This is a genomic window from Bacillus sp. Pc3, assembly GCF_000815145.1.
Classification (GTDB): Bacteria; Bacillota; Bacilli; order Bacillales; family Bacillaceae; genus Bacillus; species Bacillus velezensis.
Genome location: NZ_CP010406.1, coordinates 1,117,392 through 1,132,988 on the forward strand (window position 1 = coordinate 1,117,392; position 15,597 = coordinate 1,132,988).

Genomic DNA, 15,597 nt, shown 5'->3' on the forward strand with positions numbered 1-15,597 from the left:
ATCCGGCTTTTTTTATGTCGCGGCGCTGATCCGTTTTGCAAATTCACCGATCTTCTCATGGATGACAAGATCAAATAAATGGTCGCAATATGTCGGCTCAAGGTTAATGATCACCTGCTTCAAACCGGGAATCCGTCCCGCATCCTCAGGGACAAACCTTGCCGGCGCCACTTCAAGCGAAGTGCCGATCACAAGAAGAAGATCAGCTTTATCTAGCTTTTCATAAAGGGTTTCAAAATGCTGAACGAGATCGCCGAACAGCACGACATCCGTTTTTAATACGGTGCCGCATACCGCATGATCACCGATTTCCGCCGTACATTCCGGCACTTCGTCCTTCAGCAGATGAGAAAGCCCGTAGCGCGCTCCGCAGCGGGGGCATGCGGCGGTCTGAATTGAACCGTGAAGCTCATAGACACTGCTGCTTCCCGCTTTCTTATGCAGCCCGTCAATATTCTGCGTGAAAATGTCTACCTGCTTTCCCCGCTTTTCAAGATCCGCCAAATACGTATGGCCGGCATTCGGCTCATAGCTTCCGCTCATTTTCATCTGAAAGAGCTGTTTGAATTTAGGCCAGAATTCACGCGGACGGCGTTCAAAGGATTCCCTGCTCATCGCTTCCATTCTGGAGGTGTCTTCGGTCCATATACCGCCCGCCGAACGAAAATCAGGAATGCCGGATTCCGTGCTCATTCCCGCTCCCGTCAGTACCACGATACGTTCCGCCTGATTGATCAATGTTATAAACGCTTCCACTCTTCCACCGCCTTTTCTTTTTATCATATCATGAAAAAAGAACGGCGCCTGTTATGCCCGTTCTTTTTCTCCGGAATGATCCTTCACATGAACCGGATCATCGTGGCTTTTCTGTTTTACGAATACATTCTGGCCCGGATAGGCGAATTCCACGCCTTCCTCAGCAAAAATATCAATAATCCGGCGGTTGATATCCTGCCGCACGTCCAAGCTTTCCGCCCAGACGATGGTCTTTGTGTAAAAGTTGAAAAACAGATTGTAATAGCTGTCCGCAAACACGTCAAAGTTAACCATAATCGTATCATCATGCACGCCTTCATGTTCACGAAGCATTTCTCTGAGCCTTGTGATGCACCGCTCTAAACGATCAATCGGCGTCGCATAAGAAACACGAACGGAAAACGTGACCTGGCGCTTCGTCATCCTCGTCCAGTTTGTGATGGCTTCCATGGACAGCGTTGAATTGGGCACGGTAACAAGCGCCCCCTGCGCCGTGCGGAACCTTGTGCTTCGGAAAGTGATATCTTCAACGCCTCCCGTCACAGATGACGTCTCGACCCAGTCGCCGATCGTAAACGGCTTTTCCGTAATGATGATAATGCCGCCGAAAAAATTGCTGATCGTATCTTTAGCCGCGAGCGCGAAGGCCAATCCGCCAAGTCCGAGTCCGGCCACGAACCCGTTTACATCATAATTGAATTCCTGCGCGATCACACTGACGCTGAGCGCGAGAATGACAAAGCGCAGCACCTTGGATAAAAACGGCGCCAAAATGTCATCCATATCAAGCTCAAAGCGCTGATTGACTTTATGAAATAAAAACGAAGACGCCGATGTCAGATTGCAAAGCCCCCAGGCGATCAGCGCAACGATCAGAGAGCGGTACAATTTTTTGACAATGTCCATCTGCCCGTCTAAAAACGGCGAATACTCAATCGCCAAAAACAGACCCAGCGCCACGAAAAACCATCTGGCCGGCTTGTCAAACGCTACGGCAATCTGTTTGAATATGTCGGTTTTCGGCTTGTTTGCCAATTTGTAAATGAGCTGAAAAAAGTATTTGACAAACAGTTTTCTCAAAACGAGAAAAGCCGCTAAAATTCCGATGCTGATACTGATCTGCGAAATATGGTCAAGCGTAAAAAAGCTCTGAAATTGTGTCATCATGGCATATGCTCCTTTGTTTTGTCGAAAATCTATTATACTAAAACATTCGGACATCAGCTTTTTTTAATGTCTTTAGGCAGCCTAAAAAACCCCGGCATCAGAGTACAGACGGGGTTTTCACACATTCGTTCATCTTTCAGCCAGATACAACAGGGTCAGGCACTATTTCTTCTTTGATTGTGTCTGTTTCAGGAGAGTCGCTTTTTGGATTTCAGCATCGGTTTCGGCCTTAATTCTTTCTTCCACTTTCAATCTCCCTTTTCCCATGATCTCGCCTCCTTTTTGCCATTATAAATCATCACTGCGGATTGTAAACCGAAAAAAGCACTATCTTTATTCCAATAAAATACTGTTTCGCACATTCACCAGTTTGAATCGCTGAGCATATACGAATCTGATATAATAACAGAAATGCCCATGAGGGGAGCTGACAAGCTTGTATACCATCGCTCATCGCGGCGCATCCGGTTACGCGCCCGAAAATACATTTGCGGCATTTGATATCGCTGCCGAAATGAACGCTGATTTCATTGAGCTTGACGTCCAGCTCACAAAAGACGGCCAGATTGTCGTCATCCATGATGACAAAGTCGACCGGACGACGGACGGCTCCGGTTTTGTAAAAGATTTTACGCTGAAGAAGCTGCAGTCTCTGGACGCCGGCAGCTGGTATGGGGCTGAGTTTAAAGGGGAGCGGATTCCCCTGCTCGAAGAGGTCTTGAAGCGTTATCATTCTGAAATCGGTTTTTTAATTGAACTGAAAGGGCACGTTTCTCAAGTCGGTCTTGAAAAAGCAGTCGGCCAGCTGTTAAGCAGGTTTTCCTTTTCCATCCGCCCTATCGTTCAATCATTCAGCCTCAAGTCAATTCAGACCTTTCACGACATGTATCCGTCCGTTCCGACTGCAATAATTGCAAGACCCAGCTTCGGGATGTTTTCCAAAAGCCAGCTGGCCGCCTACAAATCAGCCGTAAATTATGTCAATATTAAATATACCCGTCTGAATCGGTTCTTGATTTCCACCGCTCACAGACACGGCCTGAAAGTATTTGCCTGGACGGTCAGCAATCAAAAGACGGCCGAAAAACTGCAAATGATGGCAGTAGACGGCATTGTAACTGATTTTCCGGATTTTATTTCTAAGGATGGCTGATATGAAACAATACATCGCAATTTTTATCGGAGGCGCGCTTGGCGCATTGCTCCGCTTTGAAATGAGCGCGCACATTCACAGCGGTTCTTTCCCGGCGGCCACTTTCCTCGAAAACGCGGCGGGAAGCCTTTTACTCGGTCTTATTACGGGTTATTTCATCATTCGGGCTAAACGCCCTCTTTTGACCGCCTTTTTAGGAACCGGTTTTTGCGGAGGTTTCACGACGATGTCAACCTTCGCAAAAGAAACCATTTTTCTGCTGCAATCGTCTCCCGCAGCGGCTTTTTGTTATGCTGCCGCGACTTTATTCGCTGGTCTTGCCCTTGCATACGCCGGCATTTTTTTGGGACGGCGGATTGCCCTTCACGCGGCGGGAAGGGGGCATGATACACCATGACGATTGTCCTGATGCTTATCGCAGCGGGTATCGGAGCGGTATTACGTTCTCTTTTGGGTAAAACAATTTCAGAAAGAACAAAAGGTTTTCCGATGCCGCTTGGAATGGCTGCGGTCAACCTGCTCGGCTCCTTCGGCCTCGGCATGTTCACCGGCCTGGGCCTGGATAATCCTTCTGCCGGCATCATCATCGCGACGGGCTTTTTCGGTGCGTTTACGACCTTTTCCACGTTCAGTATTGAAGCCGTGCAGCTGATGATGAACAATCGCATAAAGGAAAGCCTGCTCTACATCGCTGTTTCAGCAGCCGGAAGCCTTTTGGCGTTCTGGTGCGGCTTCATTATCATTTCCATTTAAAAAACCTTGAGCTTATTTTTCGCTCAAGGTTGCGTTATGAAGCATGACCGTTTCAGGCACGGGCAGCTGGCGGTTTATTGTTCCCTGACCGCCCGGCCGGCCCTGTTCTTCTTTGAGTTCAAGCTGTTTAATAAACCGGCCGTCCATTTCTAATATGAGGGCAGTGTATCCCCCGATTTGTATCGACTCACCCGCACAGATGTCAATATTCCGTTTCAGCACAAGACCGCCGATCGTGTCGACTTCCTCTTCAATCCCTGCGCCGAGAAGATGATTCACCTGATCAATCCGAACCTTTCCGTCCAGCACATAATGGCGTTCGGACAGCTTTTGAATCTGCGGCTGTTCGTCCTCATCAAATTCGTCTCTGATATCGCCGACGATTTCTTCAAGGATGTCTTCGGTCGTCACAAGACCGGACGTTCCGCCGTATTCATCAGACAATATCGCCAAATGAATCCGTTCTCTCTGCATTTTTATCAGCAGGTCGTGTATCGGGATCGTCTCGATGACTTCAATCACCGGGCGGACGTAAGACGTGATGGATACTTCCGCTTTTTCATCTTCTGTCATAAACAGCAGATCTGAAAAGAGATGCTTCGTATTGATCATGCCGATGACATTGTCTTTGTCCCCGTCCGTTACGGGCCAGCGCGTATATTTGTCTTTCAGCATCATATCAAGCATTTCCGGCACGTCCATATCAGTGGAAACAGCCGCGATTTCTTTTCTCGGGATCATGATTTCCTTGGCGATCCGATTATCAAAATCAAAAATTTTATTCACAAATGTATATTCAGACGGATTGATTTCTCCGTTTTTTAAACTTTCTGACAGCAGGATCCGCAGCTCTTCTTCAGAGTGGGAGCCTTCATGCTCAGATGCCGGCTTTAATCCGGCCAAACCGGTCAGAATTCTCGCGGAGCCGTTCAGCACCCAAATAAACGGGAACATGAACACGTAAAATAACCGAAGCGGTCCGGCAATCCATAACGTCAGCTTTTCAGCTTTTTGAATCGCAACCGTTTTAGGCGCAAGCTCACCGACGACGACATGCAGAAACGTAATCAGCCCGTACGCCGCAGCAAAAGAAATCACATGCTCAGCAGAATCCGGCAGCCCCATACCCTGAAACACAGGATGAAGCATCCGCTCAAATGCAGGCTCTCCCAGTACGCCGAGCCCGATGGATGTGAGTGTAATGCCAAGCTGCGACGCGGATAAATACTCATCAAGATCCGTAATGATACGCTTTGCGAGCACCGCCCGTCTGTTCCCTTCTGAAATGAGCTGATCGATTCTGGATCTTCTCACTCTGACGATCGCAAATTCACTCGCCACGAAAAATGCCGTTAACGCAATGAGCACACCGATTAAAATCAAACTGTCAATATCGTCCATTTCACCTTATCCCGAATTAAAGGATAAGGACGTCACCTCCTGATTTCATCGTTTTTTCTTAAGCGAGAGGAACGAAATGGGTGATTGACTACACAGAGGGCCCCATCCTGCCACCTCCTAAGTCAAAGCATGATTGTCATTTGTATAGTTTATTGTATCACAACTCCATTCTTTCATCATTTTCAGATTTTTATCATATAAAAAACAGCCTTCAAAAAGAAGGCTGCCGTTATGTGCTCCGGAAATGATTTTCTAAACAAAGCGCCGTATTAATCCCCCCGAATCCCATGCTTAAGCTTAACGCATGGTGTACGGTATGGGCGCTCGGCCCGTCGGTCACCCACTGAAACGAATCGTCAATCGGCTCCGTTAAGTTTCGGATCGGATGAAGCTTGTTTTCCCGCATTTGCAAGAGAGCAGCAATGATTTCCACCGTTCCGGCCGCACTCAGACCGTGTCCGGTAATTGATTTTGTCGCATTAATCCGCGCGTGCGACAGGCCGCTTTCAGAAAGCGCCCGGCATTCAGTCTTATCACCGATCGGCGAACCGGTGCCGTGCGGGTTGATGTAATCGATTTCTTTTGCTGAAAGACCGGCCCGCTCCAGCGCCTGGCGGATCACCGTCATTTCGCCCTCTGCTGAAGGATTCGGGTTGCGGTTCGCATCAGAAGCCATCCCCCAGCCCTTTAAGCCGGCCCACGATCGTGCGCCCCTCTGTTCGGCAGATTCAGCGCGTTCCAGCACAATCGCCCCGCACGCCTCTCCGAATATAAACCCGTCCGTATGCCGGTCAAACGGGCGGCAGGCGGCTTCAGGCCGTTCAGCGTATGTATCAGTGCCCATCGCTCCCAAAGAACGGAGAGCATGACACTCCATGTACGACAGATCGGCCAGCGCCCCGATCACGATGCACCGGTCAAACAGGCCGCCTTTGATTCCTTGAGCAGCCTGAATAACCGCCGCCTGGCCGCTGGCCGACGCGCCGCCGACCGTAAAGGCCGGCCCTTTTATCCCGAATTGCTCCGTACAAAGCCCCGACAAATCACTATCCATAAAAGAAAGCCCGTATGTCGGATTTACAAATTGCGGCGTTTCACCGTTTTTCTCAAAGGCCTGCAGCAATTCGCGCTGCGTCATATTCGAGCCGCCGATGATCAGACCGGTGCGGCTGTGATCAGCGCCGTCTAATTGAGCGTCATGCCACGCTTCATATAAAGCGATAAGCGCCGTCTTTCCTGATAATGCGGCTCTTCGGTACAAGCGCTTGGACAGCGCGTCCGGCGGCGTTAATTCGCTAAGCTCCGCGCCGATAAACGAACTGCCTTTCTGCCGGCCGGGCCGTTTCATCACATCAAAGGCGTGCCGCCCCTCCATGAGCGCATCGAGAAACGCCTCCTTGCCTTGTCCGACCGCGGTTAAGACTCCGATTCCTGTAATGCTGATGTCTGACGTGCCATTATTTCTCCTCGACATTTGTCCGTTCTCCCATCTTTATGTATTGGAAGCTATGAAGAAAAATCTTGATACAGTGCTTTGAAAATATCGCGCGACTGTCTGATCTGTTCTGAAGGCACGCTGAAAGATAATCGGAAATAGCCGCTTTTTCCAAATCCGCTGCCGGGTACGATCAATAGTTTGTATTTCTGTGCGGCATGCATGCAGAATGCCACCTCGTCTTCAATCGGTGATTTCGGAAAGACGAAAAAGCCTCCTTTCGGCATTTCAAATTCGAAACCGGCTTCTGTGAGGATGTCCACCATAAGGTCTCTCCGCTTTCTGTAAGGTTCAGCGTCAATCGAAAGATCATCCATTTTCGCCACGGCGCGCTGCATCATGACCGGAGCGTTCACAAAGCCGAGCGTCCGGTTGCAGAAAACGAACGCATCCGTCAGAAGATCGCCCTCAGGCATTTGGGCGTCTGCCGCGATATACCCGAGCCTTTCCCCCGCAATGCCGAGATCTTTACTGAACGAACTGACTAAAATCACGCGGTGATACGCCTGAAACGGATTCGCCTGCTCTTCTCCGTAGATCAGCTGGCTGTACGGTTCATCAAATAAAATAAATATGCTTTGGCCGTTCCGCTCTTCGGCTTCTTTTAATAAAGCGCCCAATTCGTTAAGGTTTTTCTGGCTGAGCACAGTCCCCGTCGGATTATGCGGCGTATTAACGATCAGTCCTTTCGTACGGGGGGTGATCGCACCTTTAACCGCTTCAATATCAATCTCAAATGAGTCAGTCAGCGGGCAGATGACGGGTCTGCCGCGGTAATTTTCAACATACGCTTTATATTCCGCAAAATAAGGCGAAAGAAGGATGACTTCTTCCTCGGGGTTTAAAATGCTTTTCAGCGCGACATTCAGCGCCCCGCCGGCTCCGACCGTCATGACTGTATGCCTGGCGGAAATTTCTGTCTGAAACCGCTCTGACAAAAAGCGCGCAACCTTTTCTCTCGCCTCCGGAAGCCCCTGGTTTTGTATGTATCCGTGCCGCCCTGTTTCAGCCGCTTCGCAAAGCGCCTTTTTAAATGTTTCAGGCGGCTCCGCAACCGGATTTCCTATTGAAAAGTCAAACACCTTATCGGCGCCGAACTCTTTTTTCAGCCGAGCGCCTTCATCAAATAGTTTGCGTATCCATGACCCTTTCTCCAGATTCTGTGTCACTTCCCGTGATAAACCGGCCACTGTCATCTGTCCCTTCTGTCTTTTTCTTCCGTTTCTATTTACAATGATTATGAAAGATTTACATGGCGCAGTCAACGCTTTTTCAGACAGCCCGCCGCGCCGTTTCAGGAGAAAGACGGAAAACAATAAACTTGTGCAAACTCCCCTTCATATATTAAACTATTCTCATAACTATAACGTGATGGTTGGGGAGGGATTTAGATGGGGCTGAGACTTATCGCATCAGTGAATTAGCAGAGCTTGCCGGTGTAACGAAACGCACGGTGGATTACTACACAAACCTCGGGCTTTTAAAGCCTGACAGGTCTTGTTCGAACTATCGTTACTACGATACACTTGCACTTAATCGGTTAAAGTTTATAGTCGCTTGTAAAAAGCAGCGATTGGCCCTGTCTGATATAAAAGATCGACTGGAGAACCAGTTTCCCTCTTCAGCCCTGCCTGACGATATTGGAAATCTGGCATCGGAAATTGATCACATGAATCAAAACATCTCCGTGATCTTGAATCGGTTTGAAAAGCTTGAACCAGAGGAGCGTGCCCAGCTGAAAAAAAGGCTGGCTCCTGAAAAGCTTGCAGTGCTTCAATCATTTATGCTGCTGTTAAGTTAAACCATTATCTTACTAACAGGAGGTGTTACCTTCATCTTCCCAAAAGAAGTGAAGGTTCTAATTGGACATTGTGAATTTGATTTTAGTCGCGGTTTTAATCGCGCTGACGGCATTTTTCGTAGCATCTGAGTTTGCGATAATCAGAATCAGAGGCTCACGGGTTGACCAGCTTATAGCAGAAGGAAATAAAGCCGCAATCGGTGTCAAAAAAGTGACCACGCATTTAGATGAGTATTTATCGGCGTGCCAGCTCGGCATAACATTGACTTCCATCGGTCTTGGTGTCTTAGGCGAATCAACGATTGAACGCTTGCTTCATCCGCTTTTCACAAAGATAAACGTACCAAGCTCATTATCGCATATTATTTCATTTATTCTCGCCTATGCGATCATTACATTCTTACACGTGGTCGTGGGAGAGTTGGCGCCGAAAACAGTCGCCATCCAGAAAGCGGAAGCCGTTTCAATGCTGTTTTCGAAACCGCTCATTTGGTTTTACCGCATCATGTTCCCGTTTATCTGGCTTCTGAACAACTCCGCCCGTCTTTTAACGAAGACGTTCGGTCTGGAGACGGTGTCTGAAAATGAGCTTGCCCACTCTGAAGAAGAGCTGCGCATCATTTTATCGGAAAGCTATAAAAGCGGTGAAATCAACCAGTCTGAATTTAAATACGTGAACAAAATCTTTGAATTTGACGACAGACTTGCAAAAGAAATCATGATTCCGCGTACGGAAATCGTCAGTCTGCCGCATGATATCAAAATTTCTGAAATGATGGACATCATTCAGATTGAAAAATATACCCGGTACCCTGTCGAAGAGGGTGACAAAGATAATATTATCGGCGTTATTAACATTAAAGAAGTGCTGACTGCCTGCATCAGCGGCGAAGTATCAGTCGACTCGCCGATTACCGATTTTGTCAATCCGATCATCCATGTGATTGAGTCGGCACCGATTCACGATCTGCTTGTAAAAATGCAGAAGGAACGGGTTCATATGGCGATTCTGTCGGATGAATACGGCGGAACCGCGGGGCTTGTCACCGTTGAAGACATTATTGAAGAAATCGTCGGGGAAATCCGTGATGAATTTGATATCGATGAAATCAACGAAATCCGCAAACTCGGAGACGGCCATTACATGCTTGACGGCAAGGTCCTGATTGATCAAGTGAACGAACTCCTCGGCATCCATTTGGAAAATGACGAGGTCGACACTATCGGCGGCTGGTTCCTTACCCAGAAATACGACGTCGAACAATACGACTCGATTATCGAAGAAGGCTGTGAATTTATCATTAATGAAATTGACGGCCACCACGTCGCATATATCGAAGTGAAAAAACTGGCGTTTGATGAACTGCTGGAAACCGCCGAACAAAAAGAAGCATAACAAAAAAGCTTGCGCGTCTGATACAGACGGCAAGCTTTTTTTCATTTACAGTTGTTCAAGTTTTTTCTCAAGCTCTTTAATTCTGGCATTCAGCTCTTCTGTCATGGCCGCAAGCCTCTCCTTCGGCGCAAGATCGGAAAAGTCCTCCAAAAAAATCGGCTCGCCGATGATAAGCCGCATTTTTCCCTTTTTAAACAGCGCTTTTCCCGTAGACGGCCCTTTATATGCGGCCGGAACGAGCGGCGCTTTTCCCATTTGGGCGATGGTCACGGCCCCTCTTTTCAGCGGGACGTCTTCTGATGTTCTCGTACCGCTCGGAAAAATCCCGACAATCTTTCCTTCCTTCAGAAGCTTAATCGGCGTTTTAATGCTGCTTGGGCCCGGATTTTCACGGTCAACCGGGAATGCGTGAATCTTCTTCAAAAAACGTCCGATCCACTTTTTCTGAAACAGCTCTTTTTTCGCCATATAATGAATCTGAAGGGGCAATATCCCGACACCGAGCGTGAGGACATCCACCCAGCCCGCATGCGTGCACGCGATAACGAATCCTTTATCAGACGGAAGATTCTCTTTATTGTACACTTTCACTCCTCCGCGCAGGGATAGAATGCATTTGATGGCATTTGCACAAAACTTATACATAACGCACTTCCTTTGTTGTAATGATCAAAAGTGTTCTCTCTCTCTATTATAACAATATTTTTTATTACCTGGTACTAATAATTATATTTTTCCTCCGCCGATCTCTATCTTTTATGACGGATTTTGGGTACTATAGAGAAATGGTGTTTGATGAGGTGAAAATGAATTTAAGCCGTTTGCATGGAACGTGCAACTTTAAACCTTTCTTATGCGTGTATAACATAGAGGGGAGAAAAGGCAGTGACGATCGATGAAATTTACCAATTGTATATGAATGATGTTTACCGGTTCCTGCTCTCCATGACAAAAGACAAGCATCTCGCTGAAGATTTGCTGCAGGAAACCTTTATGAGGGCATACATACACATTCACTCCTACGACCACAGCAAAGTAAAGCCATGGCTTTTTCAAGTGGCGAGAAATGCGTTTATAGATTATGTCAGAAAACATAAAAAGGAAGTGACCATTTCCGATGACTTAATTGGGAGCCTTTTTCAGACGGCTGTTCAAAGCCCGGCTCATCAGATTGAAATCAAGGAAGTGCTGACAGGGTATATGTCCGAACTTCCCGACAATTATCGGGAGGCCTTAACACTGTATTATTTAAAAGAACTGAATTACAAAGAAGCATCCCATATTATGAATATTTCAGAGGCTAATTTTAAAAGTGTTTTATTTCGTGCCAGACAGCGGCTGAAAGCACTTTATAATAGAGGTGTTAATGATGAATGAAGAATTTAAAAAGCGTTTTTACCAATACAAAAATGGAGAAATGAGCGACCGGGAAATGGCCGCCTTTGAAGAAGAGCTGGAAAAGCTGGAAGTCTATCAGGAGTTGATTGAAAGCGAAATGCAGGACGACCGGGAATGGGACGTCGGCATCAGCCCGGAAAAACAGAAGGCCATTTTATCATACGGAAAACGCAAATCGTATTTGCGGATTTCAGTTCTCGCCGTCATCTCCACTTTGATGATTTTGCCGCTTTGCACATTAGGAAGCTACCTCTATTACGGTCTGGGAGGAAAAGAAAGCACCGGCAATCAATTAATGGAGACCGCGGCAGTGACGGTGGCGACCACAATGCCGAACGTCCTCGTCGATACCTCCGGACTGAAAAGCCAGGTGAAGCTGTTTGGAATGAATACGGAATTTCCGCTGCAAAAGCAGATCGGCACAAAAACGAAATCCGTCGGCGGAGAACGGATTGAAATGTTTTTAGATACGGTCAAATCGCCTGCCGTTAACTACTATGATCTAGACGCGGCACAGGCAAAGCATTATTTCGCCCATCCTTCCGGCTTAAAGGAACGTACGATTGAAAAAGCCGGACAGACATTAAAAAAATTGCCTGAAGGAAGCGTGGCGGAGGTCTATCTTTCTTATGACAGGGCCTACCCTTCTTCTCAAGTATATTCGACTTTTAAAAAATACGATGTGAAGTTTTTATGGAACGCGGTCGAAACGGAGAAAAATCTGAAAGACAGTCCTTATGCAGAGCCGTTAGGATTTCCCGGGAAAGATTCCAAGATGGTGTCCTCTTTCGAAACGCAAGGACAGACAGACCGTGAACAATTTATCAATGCCCTTGAATTTATGTCCCGCCATAAAAAATGGGCGCATGCGATATCGAAACGCAAAGACATGAATCTTGGCAGCCGAATCGACTATGTTGAACATCACGGAATGAACGTATACGGCTCTGTCGTGACGGGGCCGACAAAAGAAATCGAACGTCTGCTGAAAAACAAAACAGTAAAAGCAGCAAACATCGGTGAGGTGGAATTATGGAATTGGTAAGAATTTTTAAAGAGCATAATGTTTTCGGCTGGATATCAGTCGGTACCGCGATTTTGTCGCTGCTGCTTTTGAACGTGGCAATCATCAGCAATGTGACTTTCTATTCTTATCAGATGCTGCCGTTTGCGATGGCCGCCGTGCCGTTCGGCATCATTGAGCTGTTTATTAAAAAAGGCCGGACGGGCCCGGGACTGCTCGGTGTCATTCTCAATCTGTTCGTCATTGTCTGTGTATATACGATCGTTGCGGTTGATACGAATCTGCAATTCGGTTTTTAAACATAAAAACAGGCCCTTTTACGGGGGCCTGTTTTTTTAAAATGAAAGAACGCCGATTAAATGCAGCAATACGACGATGATAGCCAGCGGCACGAGGTATTTCAGAAGGAAATACCACACCTGAAAGAAACGATAGCCGATGGCGGAACCGCTTTTCATCTCGGCAAACAGCTCCTGCTTCGGTATTTTCAGCGGGACGAAGATTGATATTAATAAAGCGCCGAGCGGAATCAGCACATTGCTGACGGTGAAATCCGCAAGATCAAAAAACGTTTTTCCGAACAAATGAACATCACCGAGAACACCGTATGATAAACAGGACGGAATTCCGACTAAGAAAATGAGCAGACCGCTTGTCCACGACAGCTTCTTTCTTTTCATTTCATCACCTTTCCCGACAGTCGCCACGATAATTTCCACCATCGAAAAGGCCGAAGTCAGCGCGGCGAAGAAAAAGACCGCCAAAAAGCTGATAAAAAACAGCGAGCCGAACGGCAGCCGGTCAAACACAGCCGGCAGCACGGTAAACAGCAGTGTAGGCCCTTCATCCGGTTTAAAGTCGAACGAAAAAACCGCCGGGAAAATGGCCAGTCCCGCAAACAGCGTAACGAGCACATTCATCATAACAATGGAACCCGCCGAACCCGGAAGATTTTGGGTTTTCGGCAGGTACGAACTGTATGTCACCATGACCGAAACACCGAGCGTTAATGTAAAAAACGCCTGTCCTAAAGCATATAGGATGGATTCCGGCGTCAAATCTTCAAAGTGCGGAACCAATAAAAATCTAATCCCCTCAACGGCATGATCGAGCGTGACTGATCGCAGCACAAGCAATAGAAACAGCACGAATAAAATCGGCATCAGCACCGCACTGACACGTTCAATCCCTTTCTGCACGCCTTTTGCGACGACCGCCACCGTCATGATCATAAATACAAGCTGCGCAATGAGAGTCTGGATCGGATTTTCAATGACCGTCCCGAACACCGTGCCGTACTGCTCCTGAGTGAGCCCGGATAAAGAACCGGTAACGGCTTTTAACACATAAAGCAAAATCCACCCGCCGACAACACTGTAAAAAGACAAAACTAAAAAACAGGCCGCCACACCCACATAACCCGTAAGGTGCCATACCGACTTCGGCGCGGCTTGTTTGTAGGCATCAATCGCATTTGTCTGGCTCCGCCTTCCGAAAATAAATTCACCGAGCAAAAGCGGATAGCCTAAAAGCACGGTAAAAAGGACGAATACAAGAAAAAAGGCGCCTCCCCCGTTCGTACCCGCTACGTAAGGGAACTTCCAAATGGCTCCCAGACCGATCGCCGAACCGGCAGCGGCCATAATAAATCCTATTTTTGAGGCCCATTGAACCCTTTTTTGGTCAGACACGACTTTCCACTTCCCTTCCGCCCTATATTATCCCTTATTCGCTGCGATAACTTAAGCCCATTTCAATATGTTTCATTATTCCGAAAAATAAAAAGGAGCGGCGGATGCCGCTCCTTACAAATCCCCGTTTAATTTCGAATGCTTTCTCGAATATAAGAAATAAATCACCAGACCGATGATCAGCCAGATAAAGAAACGGAATATGGTGGTGGCGCCGAGGTTAATAATCAAAAACACGCAGAACAGAATGGACAATACCGGAATAAAGGGAACCCCCGGACATTTAAAAGCCCTTGGCAGATCAGGCTGTTTCTTTCTCAATACGATAACCGCCACGGAAATCAGGACAAATGCGGCAAGCGTGCCGATGTTCACCAGCTTCGCCAGTTCATCAAGCGGGACGAGCGAGCCGAGTAATGCCGACAGGATGCCGAAAACCCATGTCACCACGTGCGGCGTTTTATGCTTCGGATGGACTTTTGAAAGCGCCCCCGGCACCAAACCGTCACGGGACATGGCAAACATCACCCTCGTCTGGCCGTACAGCATGACGAGCATCACCGTTGTCATCCCCAACACTGCGCCGATATCAATAATCCCGGCCACCCAATTCTGTCCGGCCATCTGCAGGACGAGAGACACGGGATGGTCAACGCCTTCAAAGCGGGCAAACGGAACGACGCCCGTCATAATCGCCGATACGGTCACATACAGCACGGTGCAGACGATTAATGAAAAGATAATTCCTTTTGGCAGATCCTTCGCCGGATTTTTCGTTTCTTCAGCGGCGGAAGAGACGGCGTCAAAACCGATAAAAGAGAAGAAAACGAGCGCCGCGGCACTGAAAACACCGCCGAACCCCATCGGTATAAACGGCTGCCAGTTGTGAGGTTTGACATATACGGCCGCAACGGCGATAAACAATAGAACAACCAGAACCTTTAAAATGACCATAATATTATTGACCCGCTTCGATTCCTTAATGCCTAAATAGAGGAGGAATGTAATCGCAAGCACGATAACAAATGCGGGGAGATTAAAGAATGTGACCGTGCCTTTAATGGATCCCGGCGCGGCCGTTAATGCGGTCGGAAGATGAATGCCGAAGCCCGCCAAGAATGATTGAAAATAGCCGGACCAGCCGACCGAAACCGCGCTGACGGCGAGCATATATTCCAAGATTAAATCCCATCCGATGATAAACGCGAGAAGTTCACCCAGTGTCGCATAAGTAAACGTGTAGACGGAACCTGAAACCGGGACGCTTGAAGCAAATTCGGCATATGACAGAGCCGCAAATAAACACGCAAGAGCGGCGATGACAAATGAAACGGTCAGCCCCGGCCCCGCCGTGACAGCGCCTGTTCCGGTTAATACAAAAATCCCCGTTCCGATGATGGCCCCTATCCCCAGAAGGGTCAGATCAAAGGCCCCTAACTCTCTTTTCAGCGACTTTTCCCCGCCCGTTGCGGCAAGCAGGTCCTGAATGCTTTTCTTTCTGAATACGCTCCCCTTCATCTGCTTCACTCCTTGTAAATCAATATATGTTAGAATATTCAGAT

17 protein-coding genes are annotated in these 15,597 nt (G+C 47.7%); 8 read left to right on the plus strand and 9 right to left on the minus strand.

Annotated features, from left to right (window positions below):
* Window positions 1-12: 12 nt before the first annotated feature.
* The 3 genes from SB24_RS04945 to SB24_RS19935 all read right to left on the minus strand — a co-directional run bounded on the left by SB24_RS04945 (window position 13) and on the right by SB24_RS19935 (window position 2,190).
* Window positions 13-783, minus strand: a complete 771-nt coding sequence (locus tag SB24_RS04945) for an NAD-dependent protein deacylase (protein ID WP_225562047.1) — start codon at window positions 781-783, stop codon at window positions 13-15.
* Window positions 784-807: 24 nt separating this feature from the next.
* A complete protein-coding gene (locus tag SB24_RS04950) occupies window positions 808-1,923 on the minus strand; it encodes a mechanosensitive ion channel family protein (protein WP_015239489.1) in 1,116 nt (371 codons plus the stop codon).
* Window positions 1,924-2,085: 162 nt separating this feature from the next.
* Window positions 2,086-2,190, minus strand: a complete 105-nt coding sequence (locus tag SB24_RS19935) for a YhdX family protein (RefSeq protein WP_003155299.1) — start codon at window positions 2,188-2,190, stop codon at window positions 2,086-2,088.
* Window positions 2,191-2,359: 169 nt separating this feature from the next.
* Between SB24_RS19935 and SB24_RS04955 the strand changes: the two genes are divergently transcribed.
* From SB24_RS04955 to crcB, 3 genes are read left to right on the plus strand one after another with little or no spacing between them, the layout of a single operon-like run.
* Window positions 2,360-3,076 (plus strand): glycerophosphodiester phosphodiesterase, encoded by a 717-nt coding sequence (locus SB24_RS04955; RefSeq protein WP_039252168.1) that lies wholly within the window; start codon window positions 2,360-2,362, stop codon window positions 3,074-3,076.
* A gap of 1 nt (window position 3,077) precedes the next feature.
* Entirely contained in the window at window positions 3,078-3,473 is a 396-nt protein-coding gene (locus SB24_RS04960; protein ID WP_029325977.1) for a fluoride efflux transporter FluC, read from the plus strand.
* Entirely contained in the window at window positions 3,470-3,829 is a 360-nt protein-coding gene (gene crcB / locus SB24_RS04965; RefSeq protein WP_039252170.1) for a fluoride efflux transporter CrcB, read from the plus strand. The genes SB24_RS04960 and crcB overlap by 4 nt, the downstream gene beginning before the upstream one ends.
* A 12-nt stretch (window positions 3,830-3,841) precedes the next feature.
* On the opposite strand, the gene SB24_RS04970 is transcribed toward crcB, so the two are convergent.
* The 3 genes from SB24_RS04970 to SB24_RS04980 form a co-directional block, all read right to left on the minus strand.
* Window positions 3,842-5,230 carry a hemolysin family protein gene (locus SB24_RS04970; protein WP_039252172.1) on the minus strand — a complete coding sequence of 463 codons (1,389 nt, stop codon included), beginning with the start codon at window positions 5,228-5,230 and terminating at the stop codon, window positions 3,842-3,844.
* A 229-nt stretch (window positions 5,231-5,459) separates the two neighbouring features.
* A complete protein-coding gene (locus tag SB24_RS04975; protein ID WP_039252179.1) occupies window positions 5,460-6,704 on the minus strand; it encodes a beta-ketoacyl synthase N-terminal-like domain-containing protein in 1,245 nt (414 codons plus the stop codon).
* A gap of 32 nt (window positions 6,705-6,736) precedes the next feature.
* Complete coding sequence (locus SB24_RS04980; RefSeq protein WP_015417125.1) at window positions 6,737-7,921, minus strand: pyridoxal phosphate-dependent aminotransferase; 1,185 nt, start codon at window positions 7,919-7,921, stop codon at window positions 6,737-6,739.
* Window positions 7,922-8,100: 179 nt separating this feature from the next.
* On the opposite strand from SB24_RS04980, the gene SB24_RS04985 reads away from it, so the two are divergent.
* On the plus strand, window positions 8,101-8,526 hold the full coding sequence (locus SB24_RS04985; protein ID WP_007409263.1) for a Cu(I)-responsive transcriptional regulator: 426 nt from the start codon (window positions 8,101-8,103) through the stop codon (window positions 8,524-8,526).
* Window positions 8,527-8,587: 61 nt separating this feature from the next.
* Window positions 8,588-9,922 carry a hemolysin family protein gene (locus SB24_RS04990; RefSeq protein WP_003155308.1) on the plus strand — a complete coding sequence of 445 codons (1,335 nt, stop codon included), beginning with the start codon at window positions 8,588-8,590 and terminating at the stop codon, window positions 9,920-9,922.
* A 45-nt stretch (window positions 9,923-9,967) separates the two neighbouring features.
* Here SB24_RS04990 and SB24_RS04995 read toward each other — a convergent pair whose 3' ends face one another.
* Window positions 9,968-10,567, minus strand: a complete 600-nt coding sequence (locus tag SB24_RS04995; RefSeq protein ID WP_015417124.1) for a lysophospholipid acyltransferase family protein — start codon at window positions 10,565-10,567, stop codon at window positions 9,968-9,970.
* A gap of 240 nt (window positions 10,568-10,807) precedes the next feature.
* Here SB24_RS04995 and sigM point away from each other — a divergent pair, with 240 nt between their 5' ends.
* The 3 genes from sigM to SB24_RS05010 are packed head-to-tail and all read left to right on the plus strand — an operon-like array spanning window position 10,808 to window position 12,643.
* A complete protein-coding gene (gene sigM / locus SB24_RS05000) occupies window positions 10,808-11,299 on the plus strand; it encodes an RNA polymerase sigma factor SigM (protein WP_039252181.1) in 492 nt (163 codons plus the stop codon).
* Complete coding sequence (locus SB24_RS05005) at window positions 11,289-12,365, plus strand: anti-sigma factor (RefSeq protein ID WP_087920756.1); 1,077 nt, start codon at window positions 11,289-11,291, stop codon at window positions 12,363-12,365. Before sigM ends, SB24_RS05005 begins: the two co-directional genes overlap by 11 nt.
* Window positions 12,353-12,643 (plus strand): anti-sigma-M factor, encoded by a 291-nt coding sequence (locus SB24_RS05010; RefSeq protein WP_003155315.1) that lies wholly within the window; start codon window positions 12,353-12,355, stop codon window positions 12,641-12,643. The genes SB24_RS05005 and SB24_RS05010 overlap by 13 nt, the downstream gene beginning before the upstream one ends.
* A gap of 36 nt (window positions 12,644-12,679) precedes the next feature.
* Here the strand turns inward: SB24_RS05010 and SB24_RS05015 are convergent, their stop codons facing one another.
* Complete coding sequence (locus SB24_RS05015; protein WP_039252183.1) at window positions 12,680-14,035, minus strand: sodium-dependent transporter; 1,356 nt, start codon at window positions 14,033-14,035, stop codon at window positions 12,680-12,682.
* A 114-nt stretch (window positions 14,036-14,149) separates the two neighbouring features.
* Window positions 14,150-15,553: a branched-chain amino acid transporter BcaP gene (locus SB24_RS05020; protein ID WP_015417121.1), complete on the minus strand. Its 1,404-nt coding sequence runs from the start codon at window positions 15,551-15,553 to the stop codon at window positions 14,150-14,152.
* Window positions 15,554-15,597: the final 44 nt, after the last annotated feature.

What these genes read in the sequence shown, in the direction of transcription:
- SB24_RS04995 (WP_015417124.1), bottom strand. Translation starts at nt 10,567, where the DNA reads ATGTATAAGTTTTGTGCAAATGCCATCAAATGCATTCTATCCCTGCGC.
- SB24_RS05010 (WP_003155315.1), top strand. Translation starts at nt 12,353, where the DNA reads ATGGAATTGGTAAGAATTTTTAAAGAGCATAATGTTTTCGGCTGGATA.
- SB24_RS04975 (WP_039252179.1), bottom strand. Translation starts at nt 6,704, where the DNA reads ATGTCGAGGAGAAATAATGGCACGTCAGACATCAGCATTACAGGAATC.
- SB24_RS04980 (WP_015417125.1), bottom strand. Translation starts at nt 7,921, where the DNA reads ATGACAGTGGCCGGTTTATCACGGGAAGTGACACAGAATCTGGAGAAA.
- SB24_RS04950 (WP_015239489.1), bottom strand. Translation starts at nt 1,923, where the DNA reads ATGATGACACAATTTCAGAGCTTTTTTACGCTTGACCATATTTCGCAG.
- SB24_RS04945 (WP_225562047.1), bottom strand. Translation starts at nt 783, where the DNA reads ATGATAAAAAGAAAAGGCGGTGGAAGAGTGGAAGCGTTTATAACATTG.
- SB24_RS04960 (WP_029325977.1), top strand. Translation starts at nt 3,078, where the DNA reads ATGAAACAATACATCGCAATTTTTATCGGAGGCGCGCTTGGCGCATTG.
- SB24_RS04970 (WP_039252172.1), bottom strand. Translation starts at nt 5,230, where the DNA reads ATGGACGATATTGACAGTTTGATTTTAATCGGTGTGCTCATTGCGTTA.
- crcB (WP_039252170.1), top strand. Translation starts at nt 3,470, where the DNA reads ATGACGATTGTCCTGATGCTTATCGCAGCGGGTATCGGAGCGGTATTA.
- SB24_RS19935 (WP_003155299.1), bottom strand. Translation starts at nt 2,190, where the DNA reads ATGGGAAAAGGGAGATTGAAAGTGGAAGAAAGAATTAAGGCCGAAACC.
- SB24_RS05005 (WP_087920756.1), top strand. Translation starts at nt 11,289, where the DNA reads ATGATGAATGAAGAATTTAAAAAGCGTTTTTACCAATACAAAAATGGA.
- SB24_RS05020 (WP_015417121.1), bottom strand. Translation starts at nt 15,553, where the DNA reads ATGAAGGGGAGCGTATTCAGAAAGAAAAGCATTCAGGACCTGCTTGCC.